The organism is Vibrio aestuarianus, from assembly GCF_028858425.1.
Lineage (GTDB): Bacteria > Pseudomonadota > Gammaproteobacteria > Enterobacterales > Vibrionaceae > Vibrio > Vibrio aestuarianus.
Window position 1 is genome coordinate 258,283 of the sequence record NZ_JAKNYQ010000002.1, and the last position, 26,307, is coordinate 284,589.

22 protein-coding genes and 2 pseudogenes are annotated in these 26,307 nt (G+C 42.1%); 13 read left to right on the forward strand and 11 right to left on the reverse strand.

Going from position 1 to position 26,307, the window contains the following annotated elements:
• Positions 1 to 70: 70 nt before the first annotated feature.
• Positions 71 to 391 carry a heavy metal-binding domain-containing protein gene (locus MCT08_RS14830; RefSeq protein ID WP_168524459.1) on the reverse strand — a complete coding sequence of 107 codons (321 nt, stop codon included), beginning with the start codon at positions 389 to 391 and terminating at the stop codon, positions 71 to 73.
• Between the two features lie 116 nt (positions 392 to 507).
• Here MCT08_RS14830 and MCT08_RS14835 point away from each other — a divergent pair, with 116 nt between their 5' ends.
• Complete coding sequence (locus MCT08_RS14835; RefSeq protein ID WP_071233083.1) at positions 508 to 1,413, forward strand: LysR family transcriptional regulator; 906 nt, start codon at positions 508 to 510, stop codon at positions 1,411 to 1,413.
• A gap of 47 nt (positions 1,414 to 1,460) precedes the next feature.
• On the opposite strand, the gene MCT08_RS14840 is transcribed toward MCT08_RS14835, so the two are convergent.
• Complete coding sequence (locus MCT08_RS14840; protein ID WP_274678757.1) at positions 1,461 to 3,461, reverse strand: alkyl/aryl-sulfatase; 2,001 nt, start codon at positions 3,459 to 3,461, stop codon at positions 1,461 to 1,463.
• 231 nt (positions 3,462 to 3,692) lie between these two features.
• Here MCT08_RS14840 and MCT08_RS14845 point away from each other — a divergent pair, with 231 nt between their 5' ends.
• Positions 3,693 to 4,301 (forward strand): 2OG-Fe(II) oxygenase, encoded by a 609-nt coding sequence (locus tag MCT08_RS14845; RefSeq protein ID WP_274679073.1) that lies wholly within the window; start codon positions 3,693 to 3,695, stop codon positions 4,299 to 4,301.
• Between the two features lie 74 nt (positions 4,302 to 4,375).
• Here the strand turns inward: MCT08_RS14845 and MCT08_RS14850 are convergent, their stop codons facing one another.
• From MCT08_RS14850 to MCT08_RS14860, 3 genes are all read right to left on the reverse strand, one after another.
• Complete coding sequence (locus MCT08_RS14850; protein ID WP_168524461.1) at positions 4,376 to 4,621, reverse strand: Rho-binding antiterminator; 246 nt, start codon at positions 4,619 to 4,621, stop codon at positions 4,376 to 4,378.
• 16 nt (positions 4,622 to 4,637) lie between these two features.
• A complete protein-coding gene (gene speG, locus MCT08_RS14855; RefSeq protein ID WP_053311718.1) occupies positions 4,638 to 5,159 on the reverse strand; it encodes a spermidine N1-acetyltransferase in 522 nt (173 codons plus the stop codon).
• A gap of 168 nt (positions 5,160 to 5,327) precedes the next feature.
• Positions 5,328 to 7,364, reverse strand: coding sequence for a methyl-accepting chemotaxis protein (locus MCT08_RS14860; protein WP_274678758.1), 2,037 nt, complete (start codon positions 7,362 to 7,364; stop codon positions 5,328 to 5,330).
• 184 nt (positions 7,365 to 7,548) lie between these two features.
• Here MCT08_RS14860 and MCT08_RS14865 point away from each other — a divergent pair, with 184 nt between their 5' ends.
• Positions 7,549 to 7,689 carry a hypothetical protein gene (locus MCT08_RS14865; RefSeq protein WP_176312472.1) on the forward strand — a complete coding sequence of 47 codons (141 nt, stop codon included), beginning with the start codon at positions 7,549 to 7,551 and terminating at the stop codon, positions 7,687 to 7,689.
• Here MCT08_RS14865 and MCT08_RS14870 read toward each other — a convergent pair.
• Positions 7,686 to 9,101: an aminotransferase-like domain-containing protein gene (locus MCT08_RS14870; protein WP_274678759.1), complete on the reverse strand. Its 1,416-nt coding sequence runs from the start codon at positions 9,099 to 9,101 to the stop codon at positions 7,686 to 7,688. The genes MCT08_RS14865 and MCT08_RS14870 overlap by 4 nt on opposite strands.
• A 97-nt stretch (positions 9,102 to 9,198) precedes the next feature.
• Here MCT08_RS14870 and MCT08_RS14875 point away from each other — a divergent pair, with 97 nt between their 5' ends.
• Complete coding sequence (locus MCT08_RS14875) at positions 9,199 to 10,098, forward strand: DMT family transporter (RefSeq protein WP_274678760.1); 900 nt, start codon at positions 9,199 to 9,201, stop codon at positions 10,096 to 10,098.
• A gap of 115 nt (positions 10,099 to 10,213) precedes the next feature.
• On the opposite strand, the gene MCT08_RS14880 is transcribed toward MCT08_RS14875, so the two are convergent.
• From MCT08_RS14880 to MCT08_RS14890, 3 genes are all read right to left on the reverse strand, one after another.
• Complete coding sequence (locus MCT08_RS14880) at positions 10,214 to 12,598, reverse strand: VolA/Pla-1 family phospholipase (RefSeq protein ID WP_274678761.1); 2,385 nt, start codon at positions 12,596 to 12,598, stop codon at positions 10,214 to 10,216.
• A gap of 14 nt (positions 12,599 to 12,612) precedes the next feature.
• Entirely contained in the window at positions 12,613 to 13,854 is a 1,242-nt protein-coding gene (locus MCT08_RS14885) for an outer membrane protein transport protein (protein WP_274678762.1), read from the reverse strand.
• Between the two features lie 355 nt (positions 13,855 to 14,209).
• Positions 14,210 to 16,261: an alpha-amylase gene (locus MCT08_RS14890; RefSeq protein WP_274678763.1), complete on the reverse strand. Its 2,052-nt coding sequence runs from the start codon at positions 16,259 to 16,261 to the stop codon at positions 14,210 to 14,212.
• Positions 16,262 to 16,950: 689 nt separating this feature from the next.
• Between MCT08_RS14890 and yhfZ the strand changes: the two genes are divergently transcribed.
• From yhfZ to MCT08_RS14930, 8 genes and pseudogenes are all read left to right on the forward strand, one after another.
• Complete coding sequence (gene yhfZ / locus MCT08_RS14895) at positions 16,951 to 17,841, forward strand: GntR family transcriptional regulator YhfZ (RefSeq protein WP_168524468.1); 891 nt, start codon at positions 16,951 to 16,953, stop codon at positions 17,839 to 17,841.
• Between the two features lie 47 nt (positions 17,842 to 17,888).
• Positions 17,889 to 18,764: a phosphotriesterase family protein gene (locus MCT08_RS14900; RefSeq protein ID WP_274678764.1), complete on the forward strand. Its 876-nt coding sequence runs from the start codon at positions 17,889 to 17,891 to the stop codon at positions 18,762 to 18,764.
• 207 nt (positions 18,765 to 18,971) lie between these two features.
• Positions 18,972 to 19,331, forward strand: coding sequence for a PRD domain-containing protein (locus tag MCT08_RS14905; protein ID WP_168524470.1), 360 nt, complete (start codon positions 18,972 to 18,974; stop codon positions 19,329 to 19,331).
• 50 nt (positions 19,332 to 19,381) lie between these two features.
• Entirely contained in the window at positions 19,382 to 20,524 is a 1,143-nt protein-coding gene (locus MCT08_RS14910) for a YhfX family PLP-dependent enzyme (RefSeq protein WP_274678765.1), read from the forward strand.
• Positions 20,517 to 21,737, forward strand: a complete 1,221-nt coding sequence (locus MCT08_RS14915) for a phosphopentomutase (protein WP_274678766.1) — start codon at positions 20,517 to 20,519, stop codon at positions 21,735 to 21,737. The genes MCT08_RS14910 and MCT08_RS14915 overlap by 8 nt, the downstream gene beginning before the upstream one ends.
• A 23-nt stretch (positions 21,738 to 21,760) precedes the next feature.
• Positions 21,761 to 22,441, forward strand: a pseudogene (nagB, locus tag MCT08_RS14920) (glucosamine-6-phosphate deaminase); the annotation flags it as partial.
• Positions 22,442 to 22,812: 371 nt separating this feature from the next.
• Positions 22,813 to 23,172: a DUF2620 domain-containing protein gene (locus MCT08_RS14925; protein WP_168524473.1), complete on the forward strand. Its 360-nt coding sequence runs from the start codon at positions 22,813 to 22,815 to the stop codon at positions 23,170 to 23,172.
• A 9-nt stretch (positions 23,173 to 23,181) separates the two neighbouring features.
• On the forward strand, positions 23,182 to 24,483 hold the full coding sequence (locus MCT08_RS14930) for a YhfT family protein (RefSeq protein ID WP_168524474.1): 1,302 nt from the start codon (positions 23,182 to 23,184) through the stop codon (positions 24,481 to 24,483).
• 300 nt (positions 24,484 to 24,783) lie between these two features.
• On the opposite strand, the pseudogene MCT08_RS14935 reads toward MCT08_RS14930, so the two are convergent.
• Positions 24,784 to 25,041, reverse strand: a pseudogene (locus MCT08_RS14935) (transposase); the annotation flags it as partial.
• 247 nt (positions 25,042 to 25,288) lie between these two features.
• Between MCT08_RS14935 and MCT08_RS14940 the strand changes: the two are divergent.
• Positions 25,289 to 25,831, forward strand: a complete 543-nt coding sequence (locus tag MCT08_RS14940) for a hypothetical protein (protein WP_274672942.1) — start codon at positions 25,289 to 25,291, stop codon at positions 25,829 to 25,831.
• Here MCT08_RS14940 and MCT08_RS14945 read toward each other — a convergent pair.
• Positions 25,806 to 26,219: a hypothetical protein gene (locus MCT08_RS14945; RefSeq protein ID WP_053311726.1), complete on the reverse strand. Its 414-nt coding sequence runs from the start codon at positions 26,217 to 26,219 to the stop codon at positions 25,806 to 25,808. The genes MCT08_RS14940 and MCT08_RS14945 overlap by 26 nt on opposite strands.
• Between the last annotated feature and the right edge of the window lie 88 nt (positions 26,220 to 26,307).

The window sequence follows — 26,307 nt, forward strand, 5'->3', positions numbered from 1 at the left end:
CCATACATAAATAGGGGCATCAATTGTGCCCCTCTATTTTTGTCTCAACAGATCGACAGGAAAGCCCCTGCTACTCAACAACTACAGCTGTACCACTCACTGAAACCATTAACATGCCATTGGTTTTACCAAACGTTTCGTAATCAAGATCCACGCCGACTACGGCATTGGCTCCTAGCTCTTTTGCTCTTTGTTTTAATTCTTCTAGGGCAATCATCCGCGCTTTTTGCAGCTCTTGTTCGTATGTGGCTGAGCGACCACCGACAATATCGCGAATGCCTGCGAAAAGGTCTTTAAAGATGTTAGCACCGAGAATTGCTTCTCCTGCAATCACACCGCAGTAGCGGACAATGCGTTTGCCTTCAATGGTTGGAGTTGTCGTGATGTTCATGGGAAATCCTTGTAGGGGTGTGGCTGCTGATATCACACCATGAATGATTGACTATTTCCAATCTAAAATTCAGAGATTACTATTAACGGCTACATTCATAACACAATGTTGGTGTGATGAAAGCGCAACGAAAGTTTGATCTTAACTTATTAAGGGTCTTTATTTCGGCCTATCAGACCGAATCGGTAACCAAAGCTGCAGAGCAATTAGATTTAACTCAATCAGCGGTGAGTAATGCTTTGGCGCGTCTAAAAGAGCACGTTGGGAGCGATCTCTTTGTGCGAACAGGGCGTGGAATCAAGCCGACGCGTTTTGCTCAAGATCTGTATCAAAGTATCCAATCTCCGTTGATGGATATTGAATCGATGCTGGAAGGGGTCAATCAGTTTGATCCTAAAATATCGACTCGCCGATTTTTAGTGTATTGCCATGAAGCGCAGATCCATGCATTGCGGCAAGGGTTAGATCAAGCATTGGCTGATTTAAACATTGATGTGGTGTTGATGGAGCCACCGTCTAATGAAGACCGCCTGTATGAAGAATTACAGTTAGAAAAAGTCGATTTAGTAATTGATGTGGAAGCGCCGCAAAGCAAAGTTTTTCGTTCTAAACTTCTAAAAGAAGACAACTTATGCTGCGTGGTGCGTCAGGCTCATCCTAGGTTATCGAACCAAGGCCTAAGTAAAGCGGAATACTTACAAGAAGAACATGTGCTGCTGAAAATGCGCCGCTCACAACTTCCTTTTATTGATTGGTTTGTGAAAGAAGTGGTGCCTGTGCGGCAGGTGTACAGTCAACATTCGTCATTAATTGGTATGTTAGCGGCTGTCTCTTATAGTGATGCAGTTGCGGTTGTGCCGGTGACGTTTGCACAGCAGTACCAACACGTTTTTCAATTAAATATTCTTCCGTTTCCGTTTGAAGACCAACTTCTTCATTCACATATGGTTTGGTTGAGTAAGATGAATTTGAACCCAGCTAACCAGTGGTTGAGGCATTTAATTTCCGCACTATCGCAATAAAAAAGCAGCCGAGATACGGCTGCTTTATCATAGTCAATATATTTGGATTAAGGCGTTACAATACCGAAATTGCTGTCGAACGTGTCAAAAATCCCAATAAATCGGTCAAATTTCGTCTGGTCTGATATGGTGAATTTACCGCCTTTTACCGCGTCTGGTAACGACATTTTGCCTGTCAGAAGCTGCACAAAGGTCTCACGTGAGAAGCTTAACGTAATATCAGCTTGGTCAAATTGACGATTTTGATAAGTTTTTAATACCGCGTTTGATAGCTTCAATGCATATTGACTATTTGTCGTTTGATCATCACCTTTCACTTTGATGTTAACCGTCATATTCATGTCACTAGCAAGGTCTGGTTTTACCCTCACCGCTAATGATTCTAATACAGAATATACTGGCATATTGGCAACAATCGCTGTTGTATCTGGGGTCGCCGCTGGTGTGAAGCCGTGGCGTAGCTCTTTAGCGCCGATCAGGTAGTAATTACGCCAAGGGCCAGATTCGGCTTGGTAACCCAGTTGTTCCATAGCATCAGCTTCTAAGTAGCGAGCGTCCATATTCTCTGGGTTTGAAAATGTTACGTTGTTCAGCAAGGTGGCAGCCCAGCGGTACTCGCCATTTTTAATCGCTTGTTTGGCGATTTCGATAACCTTATCTTCACCACCAATGGCTTCAACGTATTTTGCTCCTTGCTCCGATGGTGTGAGTGGGTTTAAGTTGGCTGGGTTGCCGTCCCACCATGCGCCGAAATAAAAGTCATAAGTGGCACGAGCGTTGTGCGACACTGTGCCGTAGTAACCACGGTTATACCAAGCTTTATCAAGTGATTCTGGCAGCGTGATGGATGCTGAAATTTCGTTAGGTGTGTAACCTTGGTTGGCTAAACGTAGCGTTTGGTCGTGAACAAATTTGTACATATCACGTGTTTTTTCAAGCTGCTCGGTGATGTTGTTCGTTCCCCAAGTCGGCCAGTGGTGAGAACCAATCATCACATCAGACTTAGCTGCAAACATTTCCAGTGATTCATCTACATAAGCCGCCCATGCATTGGCATCACGAGTTCGTGCACCGCGTAATGTGGAGATGTTATGAATGGTATGAGTCATCACTTCCGATGCCATTAAGACTCGGTATTTAGGGAAGTAGAAGATAAACTCTGAAGGCGCTTCAGAACCATTTGCCATTTGGAATTCGACCTCAACACCATCAATTTGATGAATTTCACCCGTATCCAAAACTTCCATAGTCTGCTCTACAATGCCTGGTTTACCAGTCGACGTTGTTTTACCCAAACCCCCATCCACTTTACCAGTAGGACCTGCGTCGACCATGTTGCCATACATATAGCTAGCACGACGACTCATGGCATTACCCGCTAGTACGTTTTCTGAAATTGAATGTTCAAAGAAATCTTTTGGAGCAATAACGGGAACCTTACCGCTTTCAATATCTTTCTTATCCGTGACTCCCCAAATGCCGCCAAAGTGGTCTATATGAGAATGAGTAAATACTACCGCTGAAACTGGTGCATCTTCAACGTGTTGACGTAACAGGTCAATCCCCGCTTTAGCGGTTTCTTCCGACAGCAGAGGGTCTATTACTATCCAACCGTGCTCACCGCGGACAAAGGTCATCACAGACAAATCGAAGCCACGGATTTGGTATATATCCTCTTTAACCTTGAATAAACCATGCTGATTATTGAGTTTAGCCATGCGTTGTAAAGAAGGGTTAATGGTATCAATGTTGTGGTCGGTATTTACAAAATCGAACTTAGTAAAATCCCATACAACATTGCCGTTTTTGTCTTTAATCGTACTTTCTGGCCATGTGGCGATAAAACCGCGAGTCGCATCATTAAAATCCTTGGTATTGGCAAAGTCTAAATAACTCGCCACTTGATCATTTTTTTCGATGGTAAATTCGCTGGCTGGTTTCACGCTAGGGCTCGGTATCACTAATGTACTGGCTGAATGTGAGCTTGTGCCCGCAACGGCTAGTGTGCTGATGACAGCGAAAGATAAGGGAAGGAGTCGTAGGTTCATGGTTGCCTCACTATGGTCTAGATTCAATACAATGTAGGTGCAGAGCATCATAGTGAAGAGTTAGGTATTAAATCATTATAGATATATCGCTATCTAATATTTATTTTGTAAATATCGGTTGTGGTACGAGGCTTCCACAAATTTGCTTTGTCTTAAGCATCGAAAGCTAGATTTGTCGTTATGGCTGGTGGCCGTTATAACCACAGCACTTTTGCTGTGTGTAGAGAAAACATGTCGTTAGATAATTTGATGGACGCCATTGCTGACCAAGGTTGGTATGTATGGGATGACTTTTTAAACCCAGAGCAAGTACAAAACCTGCGTAGTTGTATGCCACAGTCATGGCAAGGGGCGCGTATTGGTCGACACGAAGCTTTACAGCGTGAAGTAGAGATTCGTAGTGATAAAATTCAATGGCTGGAAGAGAGTATGGGCCAACCAGTGCAAGATTATTTAGAGCGTATGGAGCAAATTCGCCGAGAGGTGAATCGTCATTTTTTTCTCGGTCTGTTTGAGTATGAAGCTCATTTTGCCAAATATGAGCAAGGGGCGTTCTACCAAAAGCATTTAGATGCCTTTCAAGGTAATGAAAGCCGCAAATTGACGACCGTGTTTTACATGAATGAGCATTGGAGCGAAGAAGATGCCGGTGAGTTGGCGATGTATGATCTCAACGATACCCACCTTGCAACGCTTGCTCCGCTATCTGGTCGTTTACTGGTGTTTTTATCGGAACGTTTTCCACATGAAGTGCTACCAACCAAAGCCGAACGTGTCAGTATTGCTGGGTGGTTTCGAGTCAATGGTGTGACCGATAACAAGTTAGATATTGCAATTTAGAATTGCCAGATACTGCGTGGCTTTATTGAAGTTATGCAGTACCGGGCAACCTCTAAAATTTAGGCGGATTTGGTTCAGGTAAATTCAACAATCGTAAAGTGAGGATGCTCACTCAGCGCTTCCATCATCAGCAAGCAATCCGTTGCCACTAGGTATTCATTTTCTTCATTTTTCAGTAGAATGCATTCTTGTTTATGCTCATTATGTAACGTATCCACAGCGATGCCGGAATACGTTGCCCCACTCTTTAGAGTGAGTTTTACAGGCAAATGAAACAAGCACGCAAGTTCAATATAGTCGTATTGACTGCAAGCAATCATCGTATACTCCTAAGTGTTACACTGTTCGGTTGAGATACTCATTTTGCAAAATGTACATGCGTTTTACATCTCGGTACTGACCATTGATAAAGAACTCTTGTACTAAATGTCCTTCTTCAATAAAACCTGCTTTTTCATAGAGATGAATTGCTTTTTCATTCTCAGTGGCAACATGCAGATAAATCTTATGCAGGTTTAAAATAGTGAAAGAGTAGTCGAGTGCTTTGTTAATTAAGGTTTCAGCAAACCCCTTGCCTTGGTGCTCTGGGGTGATGATGATCTGAAACTCACCGCTACGATGAATGTAATCAATTTCAATTAATTCGACCAGACCAATCAATTCTCGGCTTTCATTTTCAACCACAAATCGACGTTCGGCATTGTCGTGAATATGTTTGTTGTACAGCTCTTCGAGCTCATCAAAAGATTCATACGGCTCTTCAAACCAATAAGACATGATATTGCGGTTGTTGTTGAGATTATGGATAAAACGTAAGTCACCGCGTTCCAACGCTCTTAAAAATAATTGATTATTCATAACAGACCTTACATTGCACTAAGGCCTTCATCTTATTCCTAGTGTGTTGCAATACAAGTATTGTGAGAGAATTTTGTAACACTTATCGTTTTTAACTTGTTGTTTTTCATTGATGTGAAAAGAAGAGTGTAAGAAAAAGGCCAAGCAAGAATGCTTGGCCTAAATGGATTAATGGAAGAAGTCGACTTGCTGCTTTAAGGCTTCTGCTTGTTGTTGCAATTGCGTTGCGCTTTGAGAGGTTTGCGCGCTGGTATTGCGACTTTGGGCGTTTAGATCACTAATTTCTGTCGCACTTGCGGCGACTTCTTGTGACACTTGCGCTTGTTCTTCAGCTGTTGCAGCGATGGTATCTGCCTGCGATGCAATTTCACGGACTTGATCGGCGATCGATTCCAATGCTGTGCCAGCATCTTGCGCACTATCTAAGACACTATTGGCATTGGTTTGGCTTTGGTTCATCAGGTTCACAGCATTACCCGTAGAACTCTTTAGTTTTTCAATAATAGCCACGACATCTTTAACAGATGTTTGAGTACGGTGTGCCAGTGTACGCACTTCGTCTGCAACTACAGCAAAACCACGGCCTTGTTCACCTGCTCGCGCCGCTTCAATGGCTGCATTTAGTGCTAATAAGTTGGTCTGTTCTGCTATTTCATCAATCATCCGCGTGACGGTTTGAATGCTCTCACTGTCTTTGTTGACCTGTTCAATTGCTTGAGCTGAACGATCTAGCTGGTCATTAAGCTGTGCGACATCAATACAAACCGTTTCCACTAGACTCAAACCAGATTGAGTGTCTTGATTAGCATGGCGAACATTTTCGGCAATCGATTCAACCTGTTCTGCAACGGCTTTGGCAGAGGTTGCCATCTCTTCGATCGCCGTGACGACTTGTTCAACTTGCTGTTGCTGAACGTCGGCTTGTGCCAAGTTATTGTTAGCATCTTGAGAGACATTATTGGATTGAATGCTGACATTATCACTGGTTGAACGTATTTCTCCGACCAGTTGATTAAGTTGTTGTGCCGTATGCGCAACACCGTTAGTCAAGCGTGTGATCTCGTTGCGTGATTGAGTATTTCCAGCGGCAATGTTTAGGCTGACTTCGCCTTTACCTAAGCGCTCCATATAGCCTGTTAATGTTGTTAGTGGCTGGATGGTTTTGTTTAAGAACAGTGTCATGATAAGGAAAGTCGCACCACCGACTAAGAGTGAAATAATCACAATCAATTGGAGCAGATCATTACTGGCTTTGGTCACTTCGCTAATGAACGTGCCCCCAAGTAATTTCCAGTTCCAGCCTGGTACTTCAGTAAAAACGAGGTATTTCTCACCCACAGTATCATTATATTTGAATGGGTAACGAATCAAGCCACTTTGTTGTTCAAAGATAGCCGTAAAAGGTTTGTTCCCTTCATAGTCCGGAACTTCAATAATGGATGGGCTGTTTTCGTTATTGATTGGATGGAGTAAATACTTACCTAGATTATCTTCTCGGTTATCGACCACTATGGTGTAGCCGCTATCACCCCATGTCACTTGCTTTAAGCTATCAAACAGATCATGAGTGGCATCTTCAACCGGCAAGCCGATAAATGAGATAGCATTGGTTTTGCCAGCTCTGTCTTTAACTGGCGCGTAGTAAGTAATGTATTTCTTGCCAAATAAAGTAACTTGATCGTAATAAGGCTGGCCACTCATTAACTTTTGATACCCGGGGTGGTTACTGCCCAATATTGTACCAACTGTGCGGTTACCATTTGGATCTTTCAGAGAGGTTGAAATACGTACCCATTCATTACCTGCTGGCGCAAATATGGTGGCAACAGCTCCGGTATCACGCGTGAAGCTATCCACCAATTTTGTGTCATTAACTAGGCTGTCACCGTACTGAGTGATGTTACGAATTTGTCGACCAGCAAATTCTACGGTGTAGTCTTCAACGTAAAGGCCAGCTAAGTAACCATTTTGAAAAGTAGATTCAAGAATTTTGGTGGTTTCTAAGTAAGCGTCAAATTGTCCGGCAATGGTTTTTGCTATTGCTTCCACTTTCGATTGGTGCTCTTTTAATGTCGATTCAAGCAGTAACTGGGAGGCATTGCGATACACCAATGCAGCGATACTGGAGAAAGCGATAAGCAAGCAAAGCGTGATAACTAACTTTAGTTGAAAGCCGACACTGCTATTTTTGTAGCGATTAATCATGTGGTTACCTGTATTAGGAGCTTTTATTATTGTACGTATGGTTGTGTTGTTCAAAAATTCGGTCATTACTCTAACAAATAAGTTAGCGATGTGGTGTTGATTTGAGTTAATGATTTTTAATTTAATTATTGGTGGGGTGAATGAGATGTATGGGGGTTGACTTGAGTCGGAGAAGGAAAGTTCTGTGTCAGATATTGTCATGCTGGCACTGCCACCAATATCACTTAAACCACCATCGGCGTGCAAAGCCTGTTTGGGAAAAACAGCAACGCGTAATCAAGCGGAGTTTGTGAGTAAAGTCATCCTCGGTTTAACGTTGAACTAATGTAACTTTATGATGAGCTGAGCCAGTTTTATTATACTTTCCCGCCATTCTACAGTGTCTTCAAAATTGGCGGTACTGAAGCGTACGCAGTGTTGATATTGTCCCTGTGTCGCAAATAGATTGCCTGGCAGGAGGCTGATTTTTTGTTTAATACACTGCTGATAAAGCTGAAAGCTGTCGATAGAGTTGGGTAGTGTGAGCCAGCATAAAAATGAGCCTTCAGGGCGACTTAAATGAAACTGATCTTGTAGAGAAGGGTATTTATTTAACTCGTTTGTCAGTAATTTCGCAAAGCGTTGTTGGTTTTGCTGATAAGTTCTGCGCATTTTGTTCAAGTGTTGACGGTATTTGCCACTAGACAGAAACTCCGCAACTGCCGATTGCATCAAGTTCAAGCTGCCCATGTTTTCGCTCAGCAGTGATTTTTCTATTTGAACCTGATATTTCCCCGCAATAATCCAACCGATTCTTAGCCGAGAATCTAATGTTTTTGAGAGTGAGTTGATATAAATAACGCGATCTTGATCATCAAGCATTTTTAGGCTGGGCAGGGGGACGCCAAAGTACAGGCTACCAAAGACATCATCTTCAATTATCGGTACGCCGTCACTCACTGCTAGCAGTTGTTTACGAGCTTCGATAGGCATTAAAGAACCCGTTGGATTATTAAAATTCGGGGTGACTAGAATTGCTTTTATTGGCCATTGAGATAAAGCCAGCTCAAGGGCATCGATATCTATACCTAGTGCATTATGGCTCGGAATTTCAATCACCTTTAATCCTAAAGACTCGAGTAATAGTAAGGTGCCAAAGTAGCAAGGTGATTCTACCGCGACAATGTCACCAGATTGAGTCAAAGCGCGAAACGCAAGACTGATCGCTTGCTGTCCTCCATGAGTAACCGCAATTTCTTGTGATTTGACATTAATGCCTAAATCTTGCGAGATCTTTAGCAGTTGCTTTATTAGCTCACTGTTACCTGGTGGGAGTTGATAATGGCTAGGAATATGAGTTTGCATGCGACTATGGCGACCAATTTCTGCATACAGACTGCGAATTGCTGTTCCTTGGGTATTAGGGTGCGCGGACCCTGCGGGCATTCTATGTTTAACCGTTGGTTGTACCAAAATTGACTTTGACATGGATAACAAATCCACACTATTAGGTTGCGATAGATTGCTTTCAACAGTGGTGCTAGTTTGTTGTACACGATATCCAGAACGAGGCTGTGAATAGAGTAAACCAATGGCCTCTAATGCTTGATAGGCTCGAATCACCGTATTTTTGCTGACCGATAATTGTTGCGAAAGTTGCCGAATGGACGGTAATTTATCGTGCGCTTGAAATAGCCCATCTTCAATGACTTGTCTGAGATATCGCTCTACGCCATCGTATTTGTATTCAACTTTCATTCTGTACCCATAAAAACATCAAAGTCTGTGCCTTTCTTGTCATCCTGTACCTAAATAAAGTAGCAGTATTGAGTCGCTTATGGCTAGGAGATTTGTCATGTTAATAAGGTTAATCCCGTTTCTATTCGTTGTGTTATGGGCATCTGGATTTGTGGGGGCTCGATTTGGTCTCGCTTATGCCGAGCCTGCCACGTTACTTACTTTGCGAATGGTTGCAAACGTTGCGCTATTTTTTGGGTTAGTTGTGCTGCTCAAGCGTCGTATTCCACGAGGTCGCCATTTTTGGCATTCGTGTGTGAGTGGCGTGTTGATTCATGGCTGTTATCTCGGTGGAACTTATCAGGCTATTTTTTGGGGAATGCCTGCTGGTTTAAGCTCGCTGTTGGTGGGAATACAACCAATTTTAACTGCTTTATTACTAGTGGTGATGAGCTCCGAGCGTTTTAATATTGCTCAGTGGCTAGGGCTGGCTTTGGGTTTTACAGGTATCAGTTTAGTCTTGATGGGTAATATAGAATGGCAGTCAGAACACTATAAATGGTTCGCGATTGGTTTATGTTTGTTGTCATTGTTGGGTATTACACTTGGCACTTTGTACCAGAAAAAGTTTTGCCAGGGCATTGATATGGTTGGCAGTGCTACGGTGCAATATTTGGCTGCTCTGTTCTTGTTTCTTCCTTGGGCATTGAGCTTTGAAACTATGCAAGTTCAATGGACTCCAACCTTCATCATGACCCTTGCCTGGCTTGTGGTTGTGTTGTCGTGTATCTCGATTTTATTATTGCTGTATATGGTTGAACACGGTGCTGCTTCTAGCGTGGCATCGGTTTTTTATCTTGTGCCGCCAACAACTGCCATTCAGGCGTGGCTTGCTTTTGGAGAGTCATTTGATTGGCTGGGTGTAGCTGGTTTTTGCCTCGCGGCTATTGCTATATATTTAGTGGTTAAAAAGCCTAATATAGCTATCAAACGTTTTAAAACCGCATTGGAACCTTGATTGAACATCGTCATATTTAGAGTTAAGTGATGATTCAGATGGATGTGTAGTGAAAACGAAAAAGCTCCCTCGCGGGAGCTTAGTTTGTATAGCTTACATAAGGTCTATTTTCAGTTTACTCAAGTACAGCCGTGTTACTAATGCCCGCTAAACTATTGTCAGTCATAAAGTCCACAATCTCACTTATCATCTCAGTATGCATTGCGGTATCTGAGCCTCCAGTATCTTGCGGGAAAATAAAGGTGCTATGTACCCCAACCGATGAAAAGTTGATGAAATCTTTTGTATTCGTGATGCTGCCAGAGTTTGAACTGTTGATCGTTGTTAAACCCAGCTTGGTTGCCAGTGGTTCACTTCCTGCAAACGGTGCATTTGCGACCATGTTTGGAACGGTTGAATCACCATTCACTTGCAAAGCGTAGGTAGGCAAACTCGAGTTAATAAAACTTGCGTTAGTGAATGGATCGACAGTATCTAACAGCGTTTGTGCTGCGTAGGCAAATTGACTGAAACCAGCATTGACAGTGACTTTTTGGTCGGCGGTCGCAAGTGAGTCAAACAAGTTATAGCACTGTTCATCAGACAGAGAGGCGCATTGAAGTGCAGCAAAATTACGGTAATCAAGGCTCGCAGAACTGGCAATGTTGTGCTTGATCAACGGACCAAACGCCTCTGAGCCCAGCAATAAGTTGGCGATTTGACCACCAGAATTGGCCGTGCTCAATGAAGAATACGCGTAAACGGCATCAGCCATACCACCATCAAGCGTCCTATTAGCGGCAGCGACTGCTGGTAGACCCACAACACCACCCAAAGAATGGCCAAGAAAACGCGGTGGATTAGCTATGGCATCTGTACTTTCTAGCATGCTATTTTTTAATGATTCCTTAATTTCACGCGAATAATTCAGCGCAAAAGTCAGACTCATAATGTCGAGTTCACTTTGACGAACATTATCGCGCGCAACGGCTAGGTTACTTAAGTTGAGATAGGCGGTGACATCAACATTGGCAGAGCGCGTGCTGTCTAGGCTGCGTGAACCGTGCAAAGGTAAATCAATCGCAAGAACAGCGATGCCATTGGCTGCTAAATTGGCCGCAAAGAAATAGGCATTTTCTTTGGCTGACGTAATGCCATGTTGGTAAATAACCACTGGCCAATCAGCTGCCGTATTCGATGGGGTAAATAGCAGAATATTAACCGATTCTAACGACTTAATTTTCGGTATTGGATTGTAACGCGTGATATATCGATTTGGATCTAATGCCGAACCATCAGACTTAGTAAGCTCCATTCCTACTAGTTTCAATTGCTCTGTTGTGCTTGATGCTAAAACACTGGTGTCAATTCCAGCTGCAATTAATTGCGAGGCAATGGTTGTTTTTTCGGTATCATTAGACAGGGCTTGTGAAATCAAAGCTAAGCTTGGCATTGCCGATTCAAAGGGTTGACTGTTCCAGGTAGTCCCTTTTTCTAAATAATAAGGCAACTGTACTGTCCCTTTACTAACATAGACTCCACTCGCGCCGAAGTTGCTGTTTAGTAGTGTTTTGATTACGCCACTAGAATCAAAATAAGTGGTGAAATTGGTGTCGGCGTTCAAAGCATCGGTGTAGGTGCTTGGGCTATTCATGACCATAGTATAAGCTGATGACAGGTCAATATTATTTGGGTTGGCGCTGCCTTTCCATACTTGCCCAATATCAAGGTTCTGATTAGCTATTGCAGCAGGTAAAGCAGAAGCTGTTGCCCCTTTTACCGCAAATAAGGTGTCCCCGACTGATTGAGTGGTAAACCAGGTTGAGTAGATAATTTTAGTGCTGTCGACTCCGGTAGCTTGGAACAAGGCTTCAACTCCTTGCGTGACTTTTTGAACCGTTGCTAAGCTGCCTTCGGTATAGATTTTTTTCGATGATTTCAGCGCCGCATAACTGCTTGAGGTACCGACTGGGTCTCCATTTTCATCGCTGACCGCTTCCGTAATCGCGAGAATGTATTCCGAGCTTGGGTTTAAGTCACTCTTCATTACAATGCTCAACGTATCTGTTTGAGCGCTCGAATAGACCGTAAAATGAGTTCCATTAGTTAAAATGGTTTTTGGTGTTGGAGAGCCAGTCATGCTGTCGGATAGCTCAATGAGATAGACTCCAGACGTGACAATACCATCGGCTAAACCGGTTCCCTCAAAATTCATAATCAGTGGCATTGATGTTGACCACCCATCCATAGTACCCATCGCAGCGATAGGGTTGGTTAAGGCATCATTACCACCAGTTGGAATTTCAAGCGTACCGTCACTGGCGTTCATTAACGCAAAGGAAGGCACTGGTACGCTGGCGTTTGAGCCTTGTAAGGTGAATTTTATTTTTGTATCACGTGCTAGTGCATCTTGAATGTATGATTCGTATTGGGTTTCATGGGTCGTGCTCGATGAATCATCACCACAACCAGCAAGTAGCAGGGCGCTGCAAAGGACAGATAAAGCGATTCCGTGTTTCATAATGTGCTCCGCGCTTAGAAGGTGTAGTTGATTTGGACAGAACTAATGTAGGCGTTACCTTTCGAATTGAACTTCAAGGTTTCGCTCAGAGCATTAGTTTCTTCAAAGGAGCCATCTTTACTTTGTACGTAGGCAAAGCCAGCATCAAGAGAAAGGTCGGGATTAAAGAGATAGGTTAGACCGAGGGAGTACCAGTTACGGTCACTATCTGGAATGCTCAGTGTCGCTTGACCTGCCTGCTCGTCGTAAGCAAAACCAACGCGACCAATTAAACTGGTAGAGAACTGATAAGTACCGCCTATTGACCAACGTCCATTGTCTTCATAGTGTTCTTGTTTATAAAAACATTGGTTTACTACTCCGTCATTGCAATCGGGAGAAGTCGCTTTCAGTTCGGTGAATGTGCTCCAGTCGGTGCGTTGGTAGCTGTAGTGTAATGCAAAGGCTTCGGTGATTTGGTGGAAACCAGATAATTCCCAAATGGCAGGTAAACTGATTTCAAGACGCCCAGTGACCATAGAGCTGCTGGTTATTCCACTGTCGTAACTTTTAAATTCACCATCGTCGAAATCGAGGTCAACTTTTGATCGATAACCAAAACCCAATCGATGGTCTTGATTTATTTCATACATCGCGCCGATATTCCAACCAAAACCAAAGGTATCACCTTCTAACGAAATTAATTTGTCTGTAATGCTCCCACCTAAAAATGGAGCCAATGCACCTTTATGACGAGTCAGTTCCGCTTGTGCATAGACCAAGTTCAACCCCGCCCCAACACTAAACTGATCGTTAATGCGATATGCCACCGCAGGGTTCAAGTTGACTGTCACTAATGAGGTATCCCCGGCTAAGTCACCAGCTTGAATATCATCTGGATAATCGGTCGCGACGCCATACGTTGTAAACATACCAATTCCCCATGACCACTTATCGTTGATCGGGCTGAGATAATAAGCCGCAGGTACAACTTGCATCGGTGCTACGTCAGTGGCTTGTTCACCATTAGTGGTATCCCAGACATCAACGTTTGGATCTACAAGGGTCACTGCTCCTGAAAATTGCGCACGATCAAAAAGGGTCATAGCAGAAGGGTTTCGCGCAATGACAGAGGCATTGTCAGCGACAGCAGCTTCACCAGAAAAAGCTCTGCCAAGGCCAGATGCTGAGTGTTCCGCAACTTGGAATCCAGCCGAATGTACATTAAACGCAGTCAAGATTGACAGCGCGAGTAGAGAGCGGGGTTTGATGATCATTCTCGACCTCCTAAGGCCTTTTTATAATTATTTCGTTGTATTTATATTGCACAATCCGATGTTAAATTTGTGTTATATAAATGTCAAAGAAAATAGTAATTTAAATACCAAAAGGATCGAATGTTAGTTTCTAACTAATTGTAATTCAAGATAAATTTAACTTTTCATGGTATGACCAGTATGGTTTTGTTGGGTAGGTTGAACAAGGGGATTAGATGAGGCTAATATAAATATTTTGTCAGTAATTGATTGAAATCATTGAATTTGGTGATGTTGTGGTTTTGATTTAGTGAGTTAGGCAAAGAGCGGGAATGGAGGTAGCCTGAAGCTTGCCTAGGCTACCTTAACTGAGTGATTATCGACCAACAAAAGCGACAACGACTTTGTCGTTATTTAACGTTCTTGAAAACACGTAGGCGCCTGGTTGTTTAATTTCTTTATGCAAACCGGCACCAATAGCAGGGTGGGCTTGGCGGAATTGGCCCACTGTTTGCCAATGGTTTAACAACGATTGTCGCTGAGTATCCAACTGCCACATCATGTCGGAACGTGTTCCTTGATGAAAGTCATCAGCGTAAGGGCCAACTTGTCTGGCGATTTCATCACCATAATAAATTTGTACTGCACCGGGTGAAAGTAGCAATGCGTTAGCGGCATTACGTTGCATTTCAAATGATTTGAAGCGACCAAAAAATAGCTCAGTATCATGGGAAGACATGTAACTGACGGGGTTAAAGTCCGGATGCAGAGTCAGTGTTTTTGCGTAGTCGCGGTATACTATCTCCATTTGACTAAAGCATGCAGCCCCTTTATCCAGCTTTTTCTGCATATCGAAGTTGATTAGTGCATCAAATCCATCGTCAAAGTAAGGGCTGCGGTAGGCTGAATGCCCCCATACTTCGCCCATCATCCAGAAAGGTTGCCCTGATTTCCCATTAGCCTCTCGCCATTGCTCTAGGCTACGCGATGCTTCTTTCTTTAAGCGTTGCCAGACCTCTCCTTCAACATGCTTTACCGTATCCACCCGATAGCCATCAATACCAAAACGCTTAACCCAGTCGGTTTGCCACTCAATTAAATAATCCGCCACACTGTAGTTATCGCGTGCGACAACTCGCGTTCCTGGGTTACGCAGTAACCATTGGGGTGGTGTGACTGCGGTAGTTGATTCGGTTTTAAAATCAGGTAAACCAGCTAACGTCATAGTAATATCACTAGAGCCAGGTTTTGAATAACCAGGCAAGCCGGCACGGACCCAGTCTGCTCCCCACCACTGTGACCAGTTTTGGCTTTGATAGTCGATAGACTGATTATAACTGTGCCAGTTTTGACCAGATTGAGGTGCCCAATCTGCCCATTTTTTTGGTAAATCTTGGCTATTAACGACATCAATGCCATCGAATTGCAGGTCGGCGAGTGTAGCGTAACCAGAATGGTTGATGACGGCATCGAGTAAGATTTTTATGCCGCGTTTATGTGCTTCGGTGACGAGTGTTTTTAGATCTTCATCTTGGCCGAAGTTCTGATCAATTTTGGTGAAATCACGAGTCCAGTAACCGTGGTAGGCATAAAATGGAAAGGAGCCACTATCGCCCCCACCGACAAAACCGTGTACTTGCTCGACGATAGGCGAAAGCCAAATGGCATCGGTTCCTAAGCTTTTTATGTAGTCGAGTTTTTCAATGACACCTTTTAAATCGCCACCGTGAAAGGTTCCTACTTCATCGTTACCGTCTTTTTTTCGCCCATAACTATTGTCGTTGCTGGTATCGGCATTGTTGAACCTATCTACCATAACGAAATAAATATTTGCGTTGCGATAGGTGAACGGCTGCGCTTCATCAGAGCGATTGATTGGCTCTAGTAGCACCAAGCCACCACTGTTTTGTGAAGGTAAAAGTGTCACCTTGCCATCTTTAACCACAACTTTTTGGTTAGTGAAGCTCTCTTTTAATTGAGTACCATCGGCGAAGGTTTTTCCGAGTTCTAGCGTGACTTCACCACCTTGGTATTGCTCGCAAGTTACCGCCGGAATGGGTCTTTTAAACTCTTTTTTGGTCGATTTTTTCGCTTGGCGAACAAAAGTCAGCGTATGTTGTGCTTGGTCGTAGTTAAAGGCGTAATCCCCCGTGAAGCGAATTTTTAGCGGTAATTCAGTGGGGGAGCCACAATTTAAGGCAACGGGAGTATTGAATTTGATCTTTTGATCATTCGGCGCAACGCAATTACCCTCAAGGCCGGTTATTTTGAGTGTGTAACTGTCTTTGGTCAGTGGAATAACTAATGGCTGTTGGGCGTCGAGTGGAAAATCACGGCTGTTGGTGGTGGTAGATATGGTCAGATTGGGTGAGGCAAAAACGACAGGCGCAGCTGCGCATAACGCTAGGGCTAAAGTGGTGAGTTTCATGCTCTATCCTTGGTCTTGTACTCGTTGATGATGTTTAGTTGCTTTTATTTTTTGAATCGCTGTAGGGCGAGGTTACTCGACCTTGAGGATAAAGCCTGGATATGGCGATGACATCATTCTTCAGCCTAAGCCCCAAGAGTTTGCTATCGATCACAATTCACTGATTGGGGGCGTAGACGTTCGGTTGTTGCTTTTGCTTTAAACTCAAGTGAAACTGATGGCTATCAATAAGATAAGGAGAGTTTACATGCGCGTTATCGTGCTGCTGTGCGTGATCTGGTCATGCTGGGTATCGGCTAATGTGCCTGATTTTATCCTCCCCTTTGTTGAGCAAAATACACCCCATTGATGATGGGTACATTCATTGGTAATAGGTTTATTATAATTATCTATCATCCGTATTTGTATATGTTTAAGTTTATAGATTCTGATGAATTAAACCTGACTCAAGTGCAAGGATATCGAATGGAAATGAGCTGGAAAGTAATCTGTCTATGCAGATATCTCGTCTCGTGATATAAGCGAAGTTAAGATTATCCTTATTCTTCCACACGCTATATAAAAGTTTATTATAGGACATGAAAATGTGATATTGAGTTATAAATCACAAAATTTGACTAATAAGCTACCCTAGATGTGATTTGCTAGCTATTGTATCTTCAATAAATTGAAAATAAAAAGTACCAGATATGGAATATATAAGTAAGGAAGGTATGGCAATAATGAATGTTGCTAAATACTTGATGACTACTAACGAAGGAGAGCGGCTTAGGACGATAGACTCTCTTTCTATAGAATTCTCTGTATCGGTCGGTTTTATTCAGAAAGCACTTACAACGCTTGAGAAGCGTGGAGCAGTTGCATTAACTAGACAGGGTCGAAATGGAACCTACATTCGTCAGTTAGATTATAGAGAGTTATCTATTTGTTCGGGTGCCCAATACCTAGTTTGCGCTATGCCTCTTCCATATACTAGGCATTACGAGGGATTGGCGAGTGGTTTAAAAGAGCAATTAGGTGACTTACCTTTGTATTTTGCTCATATGAGAGGTGCTAGTGTTAGGGCTGAATGTTTGCAAAATGGGACATATGACATTGCTATAATGTCGAAACTGGCTGCTGAAGAATTAGCCGATGGCTTGGTTACTGCTGTAGATCTAGGAGTGGGTTCATATTCCCACGAACATCGGTTGATATATCGAAAAGGTGAATATGATAAAATTCTTAGGGTTGGAGTAGATCCTGATTCTCCAGACCAAAAGCTTCTGACAAAACATGCATTTATGGATAAGAATATTGAGATAGTGAAAATCCACTACGCAGAAAGCTTAAACTATTTGCTTAATGGACAGATTGACGCAGTAGTATGGCTACCTGAAGCCATTGATATGCAGAAAAATGGTTTGTCTGAAAAGTCTTTAAGCCATCTAGCTGCTTGTCGTGATGCGTCAGAAGCAGTAATGCTTGTGAAAGGGGTGAATACACATATCATTGTGTTGCTGAGAAGGCTTTTGAATCAAAGTAAGCTCTTATCTCATCAAAAAAATGTCATCGACGGAAAATTGATTCCCAGTTATTAAATGTGTAGCCGGATTATTTTTATACGGCTTAACCAGTAGGAAACTTTATGATAGATCCATCAGGCTATACATATTGTCATGAACACTTGCATATTGATCTTTCTTCTCAAAAAAGTGATATAGACTGCCAGCTAAATCAGTTTTCTCTAATCTGTGAAGAGATGAATGGTTTAATTGCTAGAGGAGTAAGTAACATTATTGAAGTCACTAATACTTTTATGGGTAGAAATCCTCATTTTGTTGAAGATATATCAAAAAAAACAGGCATTAATGTTTTGATGTCAACGGGGTTTTATATTGAAGGCTTTTTCCCCGAGAAATTATATAAGATGACAGAACATGAAATTGCCAAAGGCATGATTCGTGAAATAGTCGAAGGTATTGATGGTTCGGCCATTAAAGCAGAGCTTATTGGTGAAATTGGTAGTAGTGAAGGTACCTTTACGGAAACTGAAAAGAAAGTTTTTAGATCAGCAGTACGCGCTCAACTAGAAACTGGCCGACCTATATCGACACATCAGTCAATGAGTACTATGGGGCGTGAACAGATAGAGCTGTTACGTAGCTGTGGTGCTAACCTCGAAAAGGTGACAATAGGACACTGCGATTTAAAAGATAATTTTGAGCATATTTTATGGATGTTAGATCAGGGTTGTTACGTACAGTTCGATACGATTGGTAAGAATAGCTATTATCCAGACGAAAAGAGAGCCGAAACTATAAGTAAGCTTTGTGAGCGTGGCTATGCGAATCAAATAATGTTGTCAATGGATGTTACTCGCCGTTCTCACCTCAAAGCTAATGGGGGGTTAGGGTTTGGTTATTTGATTGACAATTTTATTCCAATGCTTGAAAGAAGTGGAGTCAATAAACATCAAATAGATGCAATGTTAAAGAGTAATCCAGCTCGTTTGTTTGGTTGAAAATTGAGCTATAACTCTTTTGGTTTTGTGTTATCAGATTACTAATATGTTTATAATTATCCTTTGGTAAAATTTATAAAATTATAAAAACAATATCTCGAAAGGTCTCGGAAATTTTTTGCTAAAAACAGTTCTGCATGCAATAAACCTTCAGTATATTGAAATTTTATTACAACCTTTGAATACAATTCATTAATGGTAGAAGCTATGAAAGAAAGAATGGAAATGTTGCTAAATGCAGATGTGATTTCACAGTATGCATATAATGTAACAATGTTGGCGACAAATATGCTAGAAAAAGAGTGGCTAATCGATATACAAACTGATCAGGTTCAAATGGCGATGACCCATTTTGCTCGTGCTATTGATCGTATTCAATTAGGTAACGACATTTCCGAGGGTTTAGATAACGATATTTTAGCAGAGATCAAAGAGGACGAATGCTATCCATTGATTGAAGCAATGAACAAAAAATTATGTGCTCTAACGGACATAGATAGCATCCCGGAAACAGAGAATAGTTTCTTTTTAAGTAACTTATATGCAATACACTTAGAACGTTCTTAATTTGCGGTAATAATTCAAAATATTGAATAAATAGTTTAAAAGAGTTAGTTATGTTTTTAAAAGCACTAAGACGTCAAAATTCAAAGCTGATAGATGCTACGTTAACATTGCATAAGCAAGGTAAGCTCTTACCTGACTCATATATTGTTGATTTGGAACAATTTAAGTGCAATGCCAAACTCATAAAGGATAAAGCAGATGAGTTTGGGATAAGACTGTATGGTATGACAAAGCAATTTGGTCGTAATGCAACACTAGCGAAAGTATTACAGGAAATTGGATATGAAGGAATCGTAGCGGTTGATTACAAGGAAGCGAGAATTCTCCATCGTCAAGGGATAAAAATAAGTCACATAGGCCATTTAGTTCAACCTCCTGAATCTGTACTTCGGGAAGTGATTCAAGAGATCCAACCAGAAGTTATTACCGTTTATTCATTAGCCAAGGCACAGTCAATTTCCGATATTGCATTTGCACTCGGTGTTAAGCAAAAAGTATTGGTTAAATTTATCAATGATCGCGATATCCTTTACGTGAATCAGGAGTCAGGTTTTCCTCTCTCGGAAATAGATAACGTGTTAAATGAACTGACCGAAATGCCGGGTATTGAACTTGAGGGACTTACACATTTTCCTTGCTTCCTACATGATGGTGAAAGTACAAAACCAACACTTAACGTGAATTCATTGGTTAGAGCGAAAGAGCACTGGATTTCATCTTCAAGGCCACTGAATCAAGTCAATATGCCTTCCGCGACCTGCTGTACAACTTTGCCAATGATACATGAGTTTGGAGGTACCCATGGTGAGCCGGGACATGCGTTAACAGGAACCTTTCCAGAAAATAGAGATGGTAGTCAACCTGAAAGAATTGCCATGTTGTATTTATCTGAAATCTCGCACCATCATAAATGTGACTCTTATTGTTTCGCTGGAGGCTATTACCGTAGAGGTAATTTGGATAATGCTTTGATTGACTCGGAATTCGTCAAAGTGAGTAATGATGATACAAACTCGATAGATTACCACCTTAAAGTCGAAGGCATTCATAAGGTTGGCACGCCACTAATCATGGCGTTCCGTACCCAAGTTTTCGTTACTCGTTCTGATGTGGTAATTGTTGACGGTATCCAATCGGGACAACCGAAAGTTTTAGGGCGTTATACCGCCCTAGGAGATCCAATCAATGAGTAGATTCATCGTATTTGTTTTAGATGGGTTTGGTATAGGTGAAATGCATGATGTGGCAAGTGAGCGCCCTCAAGACATAGGCTCTAATACTGCGTTGAAACTATTATCTGCATTTTCTGATAAAAGACTTCCCACTCTCGAAAAGCTCGGTTTGAATAACATAGTGAATTGTGGCGAAAGTGTTATGCGGCCTTCTTCGTCAGCTTGTGTAGGAAAGTGTCAACTAAAGCATGAAGGGTGTGATACTTTTGCTGGGCATCAAGAAATAATGGGTTCTAAACCTAAGAAGCCTTTAGTTAAACCGTTTTGTTACTCTATCGACAATATTGAAATGGCTCTTGTGTGTGAGGGGTATTCCACTCAACGCGTAACACAAGATGGCCAGTCCATACTACTTATAAATGATTGCGTTACAGTCGGTGATAACTTAGAAGCCGAACTTGGTCAAGTCTATAATGTGACGGCTAACTTAAGCAAAATTTCATTTGATGAAGTTCAAAAAATCGGTCAAATCATTCGAAATAATAACGACGTTTCGAGAAATGTCGTCTTTGGTGGATTGCTGCCTTCGAATCAAAATTTAATTGATGCTATAGAAGTACGTGGGGAATGTATTGGTGTTAATGCACCTAAATCTGGTGCATATGATAAAGGTTTTAAGGTCATTCACTTAGGTTATGGTGTTGACCATGTTGTTCAAGTTCCAGAAATGCTCAATGAAAGGGGGATCAGTACCGTTTTGGTAGGTAAGGTCGCAGATATCGTTCATAATCCCTACGGTGTTAGCCATAAAAAATTGAGCGATACTGATGAGATATGTCGCATTAGTATTGAAGAACTGAGTAAGTCTGAGGATGGTTTCTTTTGCATTAATGTGCAAGAGACGGACCTTGCAGGTCATCAACAGGATCCAGAGGCATACTGGACCACCCTTAGTAAGGCTGATCGAGGCTTGCAAGAAATTCTCAAAATGATGAATAAAGGCGATGTTTTAGTCGTTACTGCAGACCATGGCAACGATCCATACATTGGTCATGGAAAGCATACAAGGGAGAACACACCGCTTCTAGTATACGGGAAACAAATCGAAGCTGGCGATATTGGAGAACGAATGTCTCTTGCAGATATAGGGGCGACAGTTTGTGACTTTTTTGATGCTGATGCACCGGAGTTTGGCGAGTCTTTTTTACCTTTATTAAATTGGATAACAGAATGAGATTAATCCCTTTAGATAGCTCTTTTGTTCTTGGCTTACCTACAGGTGGTACACCACTTGCTACTTACCAAGCACTGATAGAGTTGCATCGTGCAGGTCAGGTTAGTTTCAAGAATGTAGTGACATCCAACATGGATGAGTATGTTGGATTACCTTCTGGCTATACCACATACTCCTCATTTATGTATGCTAATTTTTTTGACTATGTAGATATCCCACATGAGAACATTAACTTACTCGACGGTCGTGCAGTTGATCTTGACGCTGAGTGTGCAATATATGAAGAGAAGATTAAGAGTTTAGATGGTATTCAATTATTTATGGGAGGGGTTGGTGTCGACGGACACATCGCCTTCAATGAAGCTGGGTCTTCATTAGCATCAAGAACACTGGAAGTAAATCTGACGCACTCAAAGAAAGTTGCTAATTCCCGATTTTTCAATGGTGATATTGCTCAAGTGCCTACTTCAGCGCTCAGTATTGGTGTGGGCACATAACTAGAGGCAAATGAAATCATGATATTAGCAACAGGTCACCAAAAAGCACTTACTGTGCAGAATGCTGTAGAAGGGTCAATAACGCATATGTGGACAGTAGCAGCGCTTCAGGGGGACCGAAACTCAATCATCGTCTCTGATAATGCAGCATTACAAGAGTTAAAAGTGAAAAGTATTCAATATTTCAATGAAATTGAATCTCTTTAGACTCCCAAATTAACGATAGTTTGTTGCGCTAATAGTATTTACATAACCCCTAATGTACTCCTGAACTATTTGTGCTTCAAACTATCATTCTACTGCCAACTTAACTCATGACAGCATGGTTCGATTTAGCGTCCAGAATAAAATCGAATAGCATCACATAATCTAACTTTGAGGCTAGTATACACAGGTTATAATCGCTATTATAAATTCAATATTTTGAAAATTAACGAACTGTACCTTTGAATTTGAGTTAAGGTAAGCATCTAAATGTATATTGTATTGGCTTAACTTAAATTATCAAATAATTGAAGATATAGATATTGTTATAGGGCAATGTCATCTCAGTTATAAACACATAATAAGGATTCAACATGAAAAAAATTGCAATTGCAGGTCTACAGCGTGAACAAGTACGAGACCAAATTGAGGCTGCTGCCCCTGGTGTTTTTGAATGCCATATTCTAACCGACATGGAAGCAGCCATGAAGGTTAAATCTGGAGAAATGGACTATTTCATCGGTAGTTGCAATACAGGTGCTGGCGGTGCGCTTGCTATGGCTATCGCATTAATTGGTTTCAATAAAAGTTGTACGATCGCTAAACCATCAATTCAAGCAAAAGAGGATGAAGTGGCTTCATTTATTGAAAAAGGGTATGTGGCATTCGGTTTGTCGATTGAGCATATTGAACATGCCGTTCCACTACTAGCTCGTCAACTTGCTAATCAGTAGGAGCGAAAAATGGACTTATTTAATATTGGTTTAGTGGCACTTTTGTGTGCAATGACTGCGGTTCTTGCAAATATGAGTGCGGCGGTTTTCCATGATGGTATCCGACCAGTTCTTCCGCAATTGGTTGAAGGCAATATGACTCGTCGAGATGCCGGCTCTATTGCGTTTGGCCTATCTATCGGCTTTGTGGCATCGGTAGGTATCTCATTTACGTTATCAACAGGTTTACTAAACCCTTGGTTGCTATTTTTACCAACTGATATTCTTGGTGTCATGATTGGTAGTCGTCTGCTTGCCGCAGCTGCGGGGGGGCTATGGGGCGTGTTAGTCATGACTTCTCTAGCAGGTGTCAACGCAGCACTGACTGGCCTACCTATTGACGCACTCGGTGCGTTGGGTGAACTGGGTACGCCAGTAATGACGGCGTTTGCTCTGTTCCCACTATTGGCAATTTTCTATCAATTTGGGTGGAAATCTGGTGCGGTCGCAGCTGTTGTCGTAATTGTGTCTCGATTACTCGTTATTAAGTTTACAGGTATCTACCCAGAATCCATTCAGATTTTTGTTGGTATGATGATGCTGGTTTACTTTGCAATTAGCAAAGACTTGTCTGATAGAAAGGCCGGTAATACGCCTCCTGATATGTCAGGAATGCACAGTTTGTTTGAGGAGCGCTCAAAGCGTCTGTTTAAACACTTGCCATTTTTGGCGGTTACTGGTGCATTGATTGCGATGGTGTCTCAAGGTGGAATTTTTGCTGGTTCAGAAGTTTCTATTTACGCACTAGCAGACGCATACAAAATTACTGACCCTGAAGTCCATAACGCAGCAATGCAACAGGTTGCTCTTTCTGAGTTTATGCGTGGGTTGGGATTCATTCCGCTCATTGCGACAACAGCATTGGCCACTGGTGTATACGGTGTTGTCGGTATGACGTTCGTTTTTGTGGTGGGTTACCTTTCACCTAACATCGTTGTAGCGGGATTGTTGGGAGCTGTAGTAATTTGTGCGGAAATCTACTTACTACGTCGTATTGGTAAGGTGTTAGAGCAGTTCCCATCGATCCGCAATGCTTCAGATAACATCCGAAATTCGATGAATACTCTGATGGAGTTTGCCCTGTTGATTGGTGGTGTTCTAGCTGTGATGAAAATGGGTGACACGACGGGCTTAACAATTTTTGCGATATTGTTCTTCTTGAATGAAGTTATGGGAAGGCCAATATTGAAGATAGCTGCGCCAGCGGTGGCAGCAATCATCACTGGTATTTTGCTGAATGTTTTGAACGTGGTTGGATTGTTCGCAATTTAGTTAAATACAATTCTAATTTTATAAAAGCCATGTGAACACAGATTGCTTAAACCTTCACAAAGGTCTAGCCAATTTAGGCTAGACCTTTTTCTTATATGAGTACAAATCATCGATAGTCAGTAAACGCATCATAAAACCCGCACTTTAATCACCCAGTACGAATAATAAAGAACAACTCCCCAACCTAAAGGAGAGTTTAAATGGCAAAACAGCGCACCTAGTGACGACGATAGAAAAGGGCTGCGATGGCAGAAAGTTTCAAACTTTAATGTCCACCGATACGATTATCGACTCTGGCTAAAAATCATTTTCCATGGTCAACTGGCCGATCTTGGCGTGAAGTTTGTCCACTTCTTCGGAACTCTCTTTTCCTGAGTGATTTTCGGAGGCAAAAATCATGGCTGCGTTTTCAAGCAGCTCCTTTTTTCATGTCGAGATCTGGTTAGCATGCTGGTTGTATTTTTGAGCTAGCTCAGCGACGGTTTTATCGCCCTAAGCCGCATTGAGTGCCACGTTAGCTTTAAATTCAGGAGAGTGGTTTCTGTGTTTTCTAGTCATAATCAGTCCTTGTATTGTTGAGTACTATCAAAACAGATCGATCAGTTAAAGTCATGTCCGAAAATAGGGGGCCACTTCGACCTTGAGGATAAAGCCTGGATATGGCGATGACATCATTCTTCAGCCTAAGCCCCAAGAGTTTGCTATCGATCACAATTCACTGATTGGGGGCGTAGACGTTCGGTTGTTGCTTTTGCGTTAAACTCAAGTGAAACTGATGGCTATCAATAAGATAAGGAGAGTTTACATGCGCGTTATCGTGCTGCTGTGCGTGATCTGGTCATGCTGGGTATCGGCTAATGTGCCTGATTTTATCCTCTTCTTTGTTGAGCAAAATACACATCCATTGACCCAGTCAGAGCTGACTCAGCGCAATGATATGATTGAATGTGGTGATGAGAATAGAGCGCCAATTTATTGCAGTGATGTAGTTGAGTACTACAAAACTTCCGCGTGGGCAGAGCTTGAGATCACTAACAGCGAAGTTAGCTTGGTGCGGATGCATATTGATTTTAGCCGTATGGCCTACAGTGATTTACAACTGAACTTAAGACGCGATGGTTTTCAACTGACGCAAGTTATGATCGGTGATCAATATTTTTCAGTGCAAGAACAGTTAACAAAACATTCAGTGCCAGAGGTTGATAAAGCGTTAGTTTTATTTTTGAATCAAACGCCGACGATTTTTCCTCAACAGCAGCAGTGGCAGAAGGGAAACAACATTGCACAATTGGTGACAGATGGGCAAGCCATCAGCCTTGTTTTTACTCATTCGGAGTCAACTCTTTAGGCTGGCGGTTTAAAAATGTCACCATAGCAGCGTGATCTAAAAAGCCATCTGCCTTTTTGTGGCTACGTAAATATTGATAACCCGAGATGATTTTACGTTGTCTTTCTTGCTCTTCTTGGCTTAATTGATCTCCTGTAATGGTTTGATACGCTAGGATAAAGGCCTCCATATCCACGACTTCAGCTTGACGATATAAATACCCGCAGCCGGTGGCGAGCCACTCAAGTGAGCAGTTGGCTCGCATCGCAATTTGATTCGCTTTGGATAAGCTTGGTTCACTGCCTTTAAGGTATTTTCGAATTAACCCTTCTGATAATTCAACGCGGCGAGCAAAGCCACTGATGCTTTCTTCGCCAATTAATTCTTGTAAACGTGTAGAAAAACTCACAACTTCGTACTCCAGTTCGAACTTCTGTAGTCTATCCGTTGAGCCATACAACAAACAAGCTTAGGATGACGTCAGTTGAGAGAAAAGG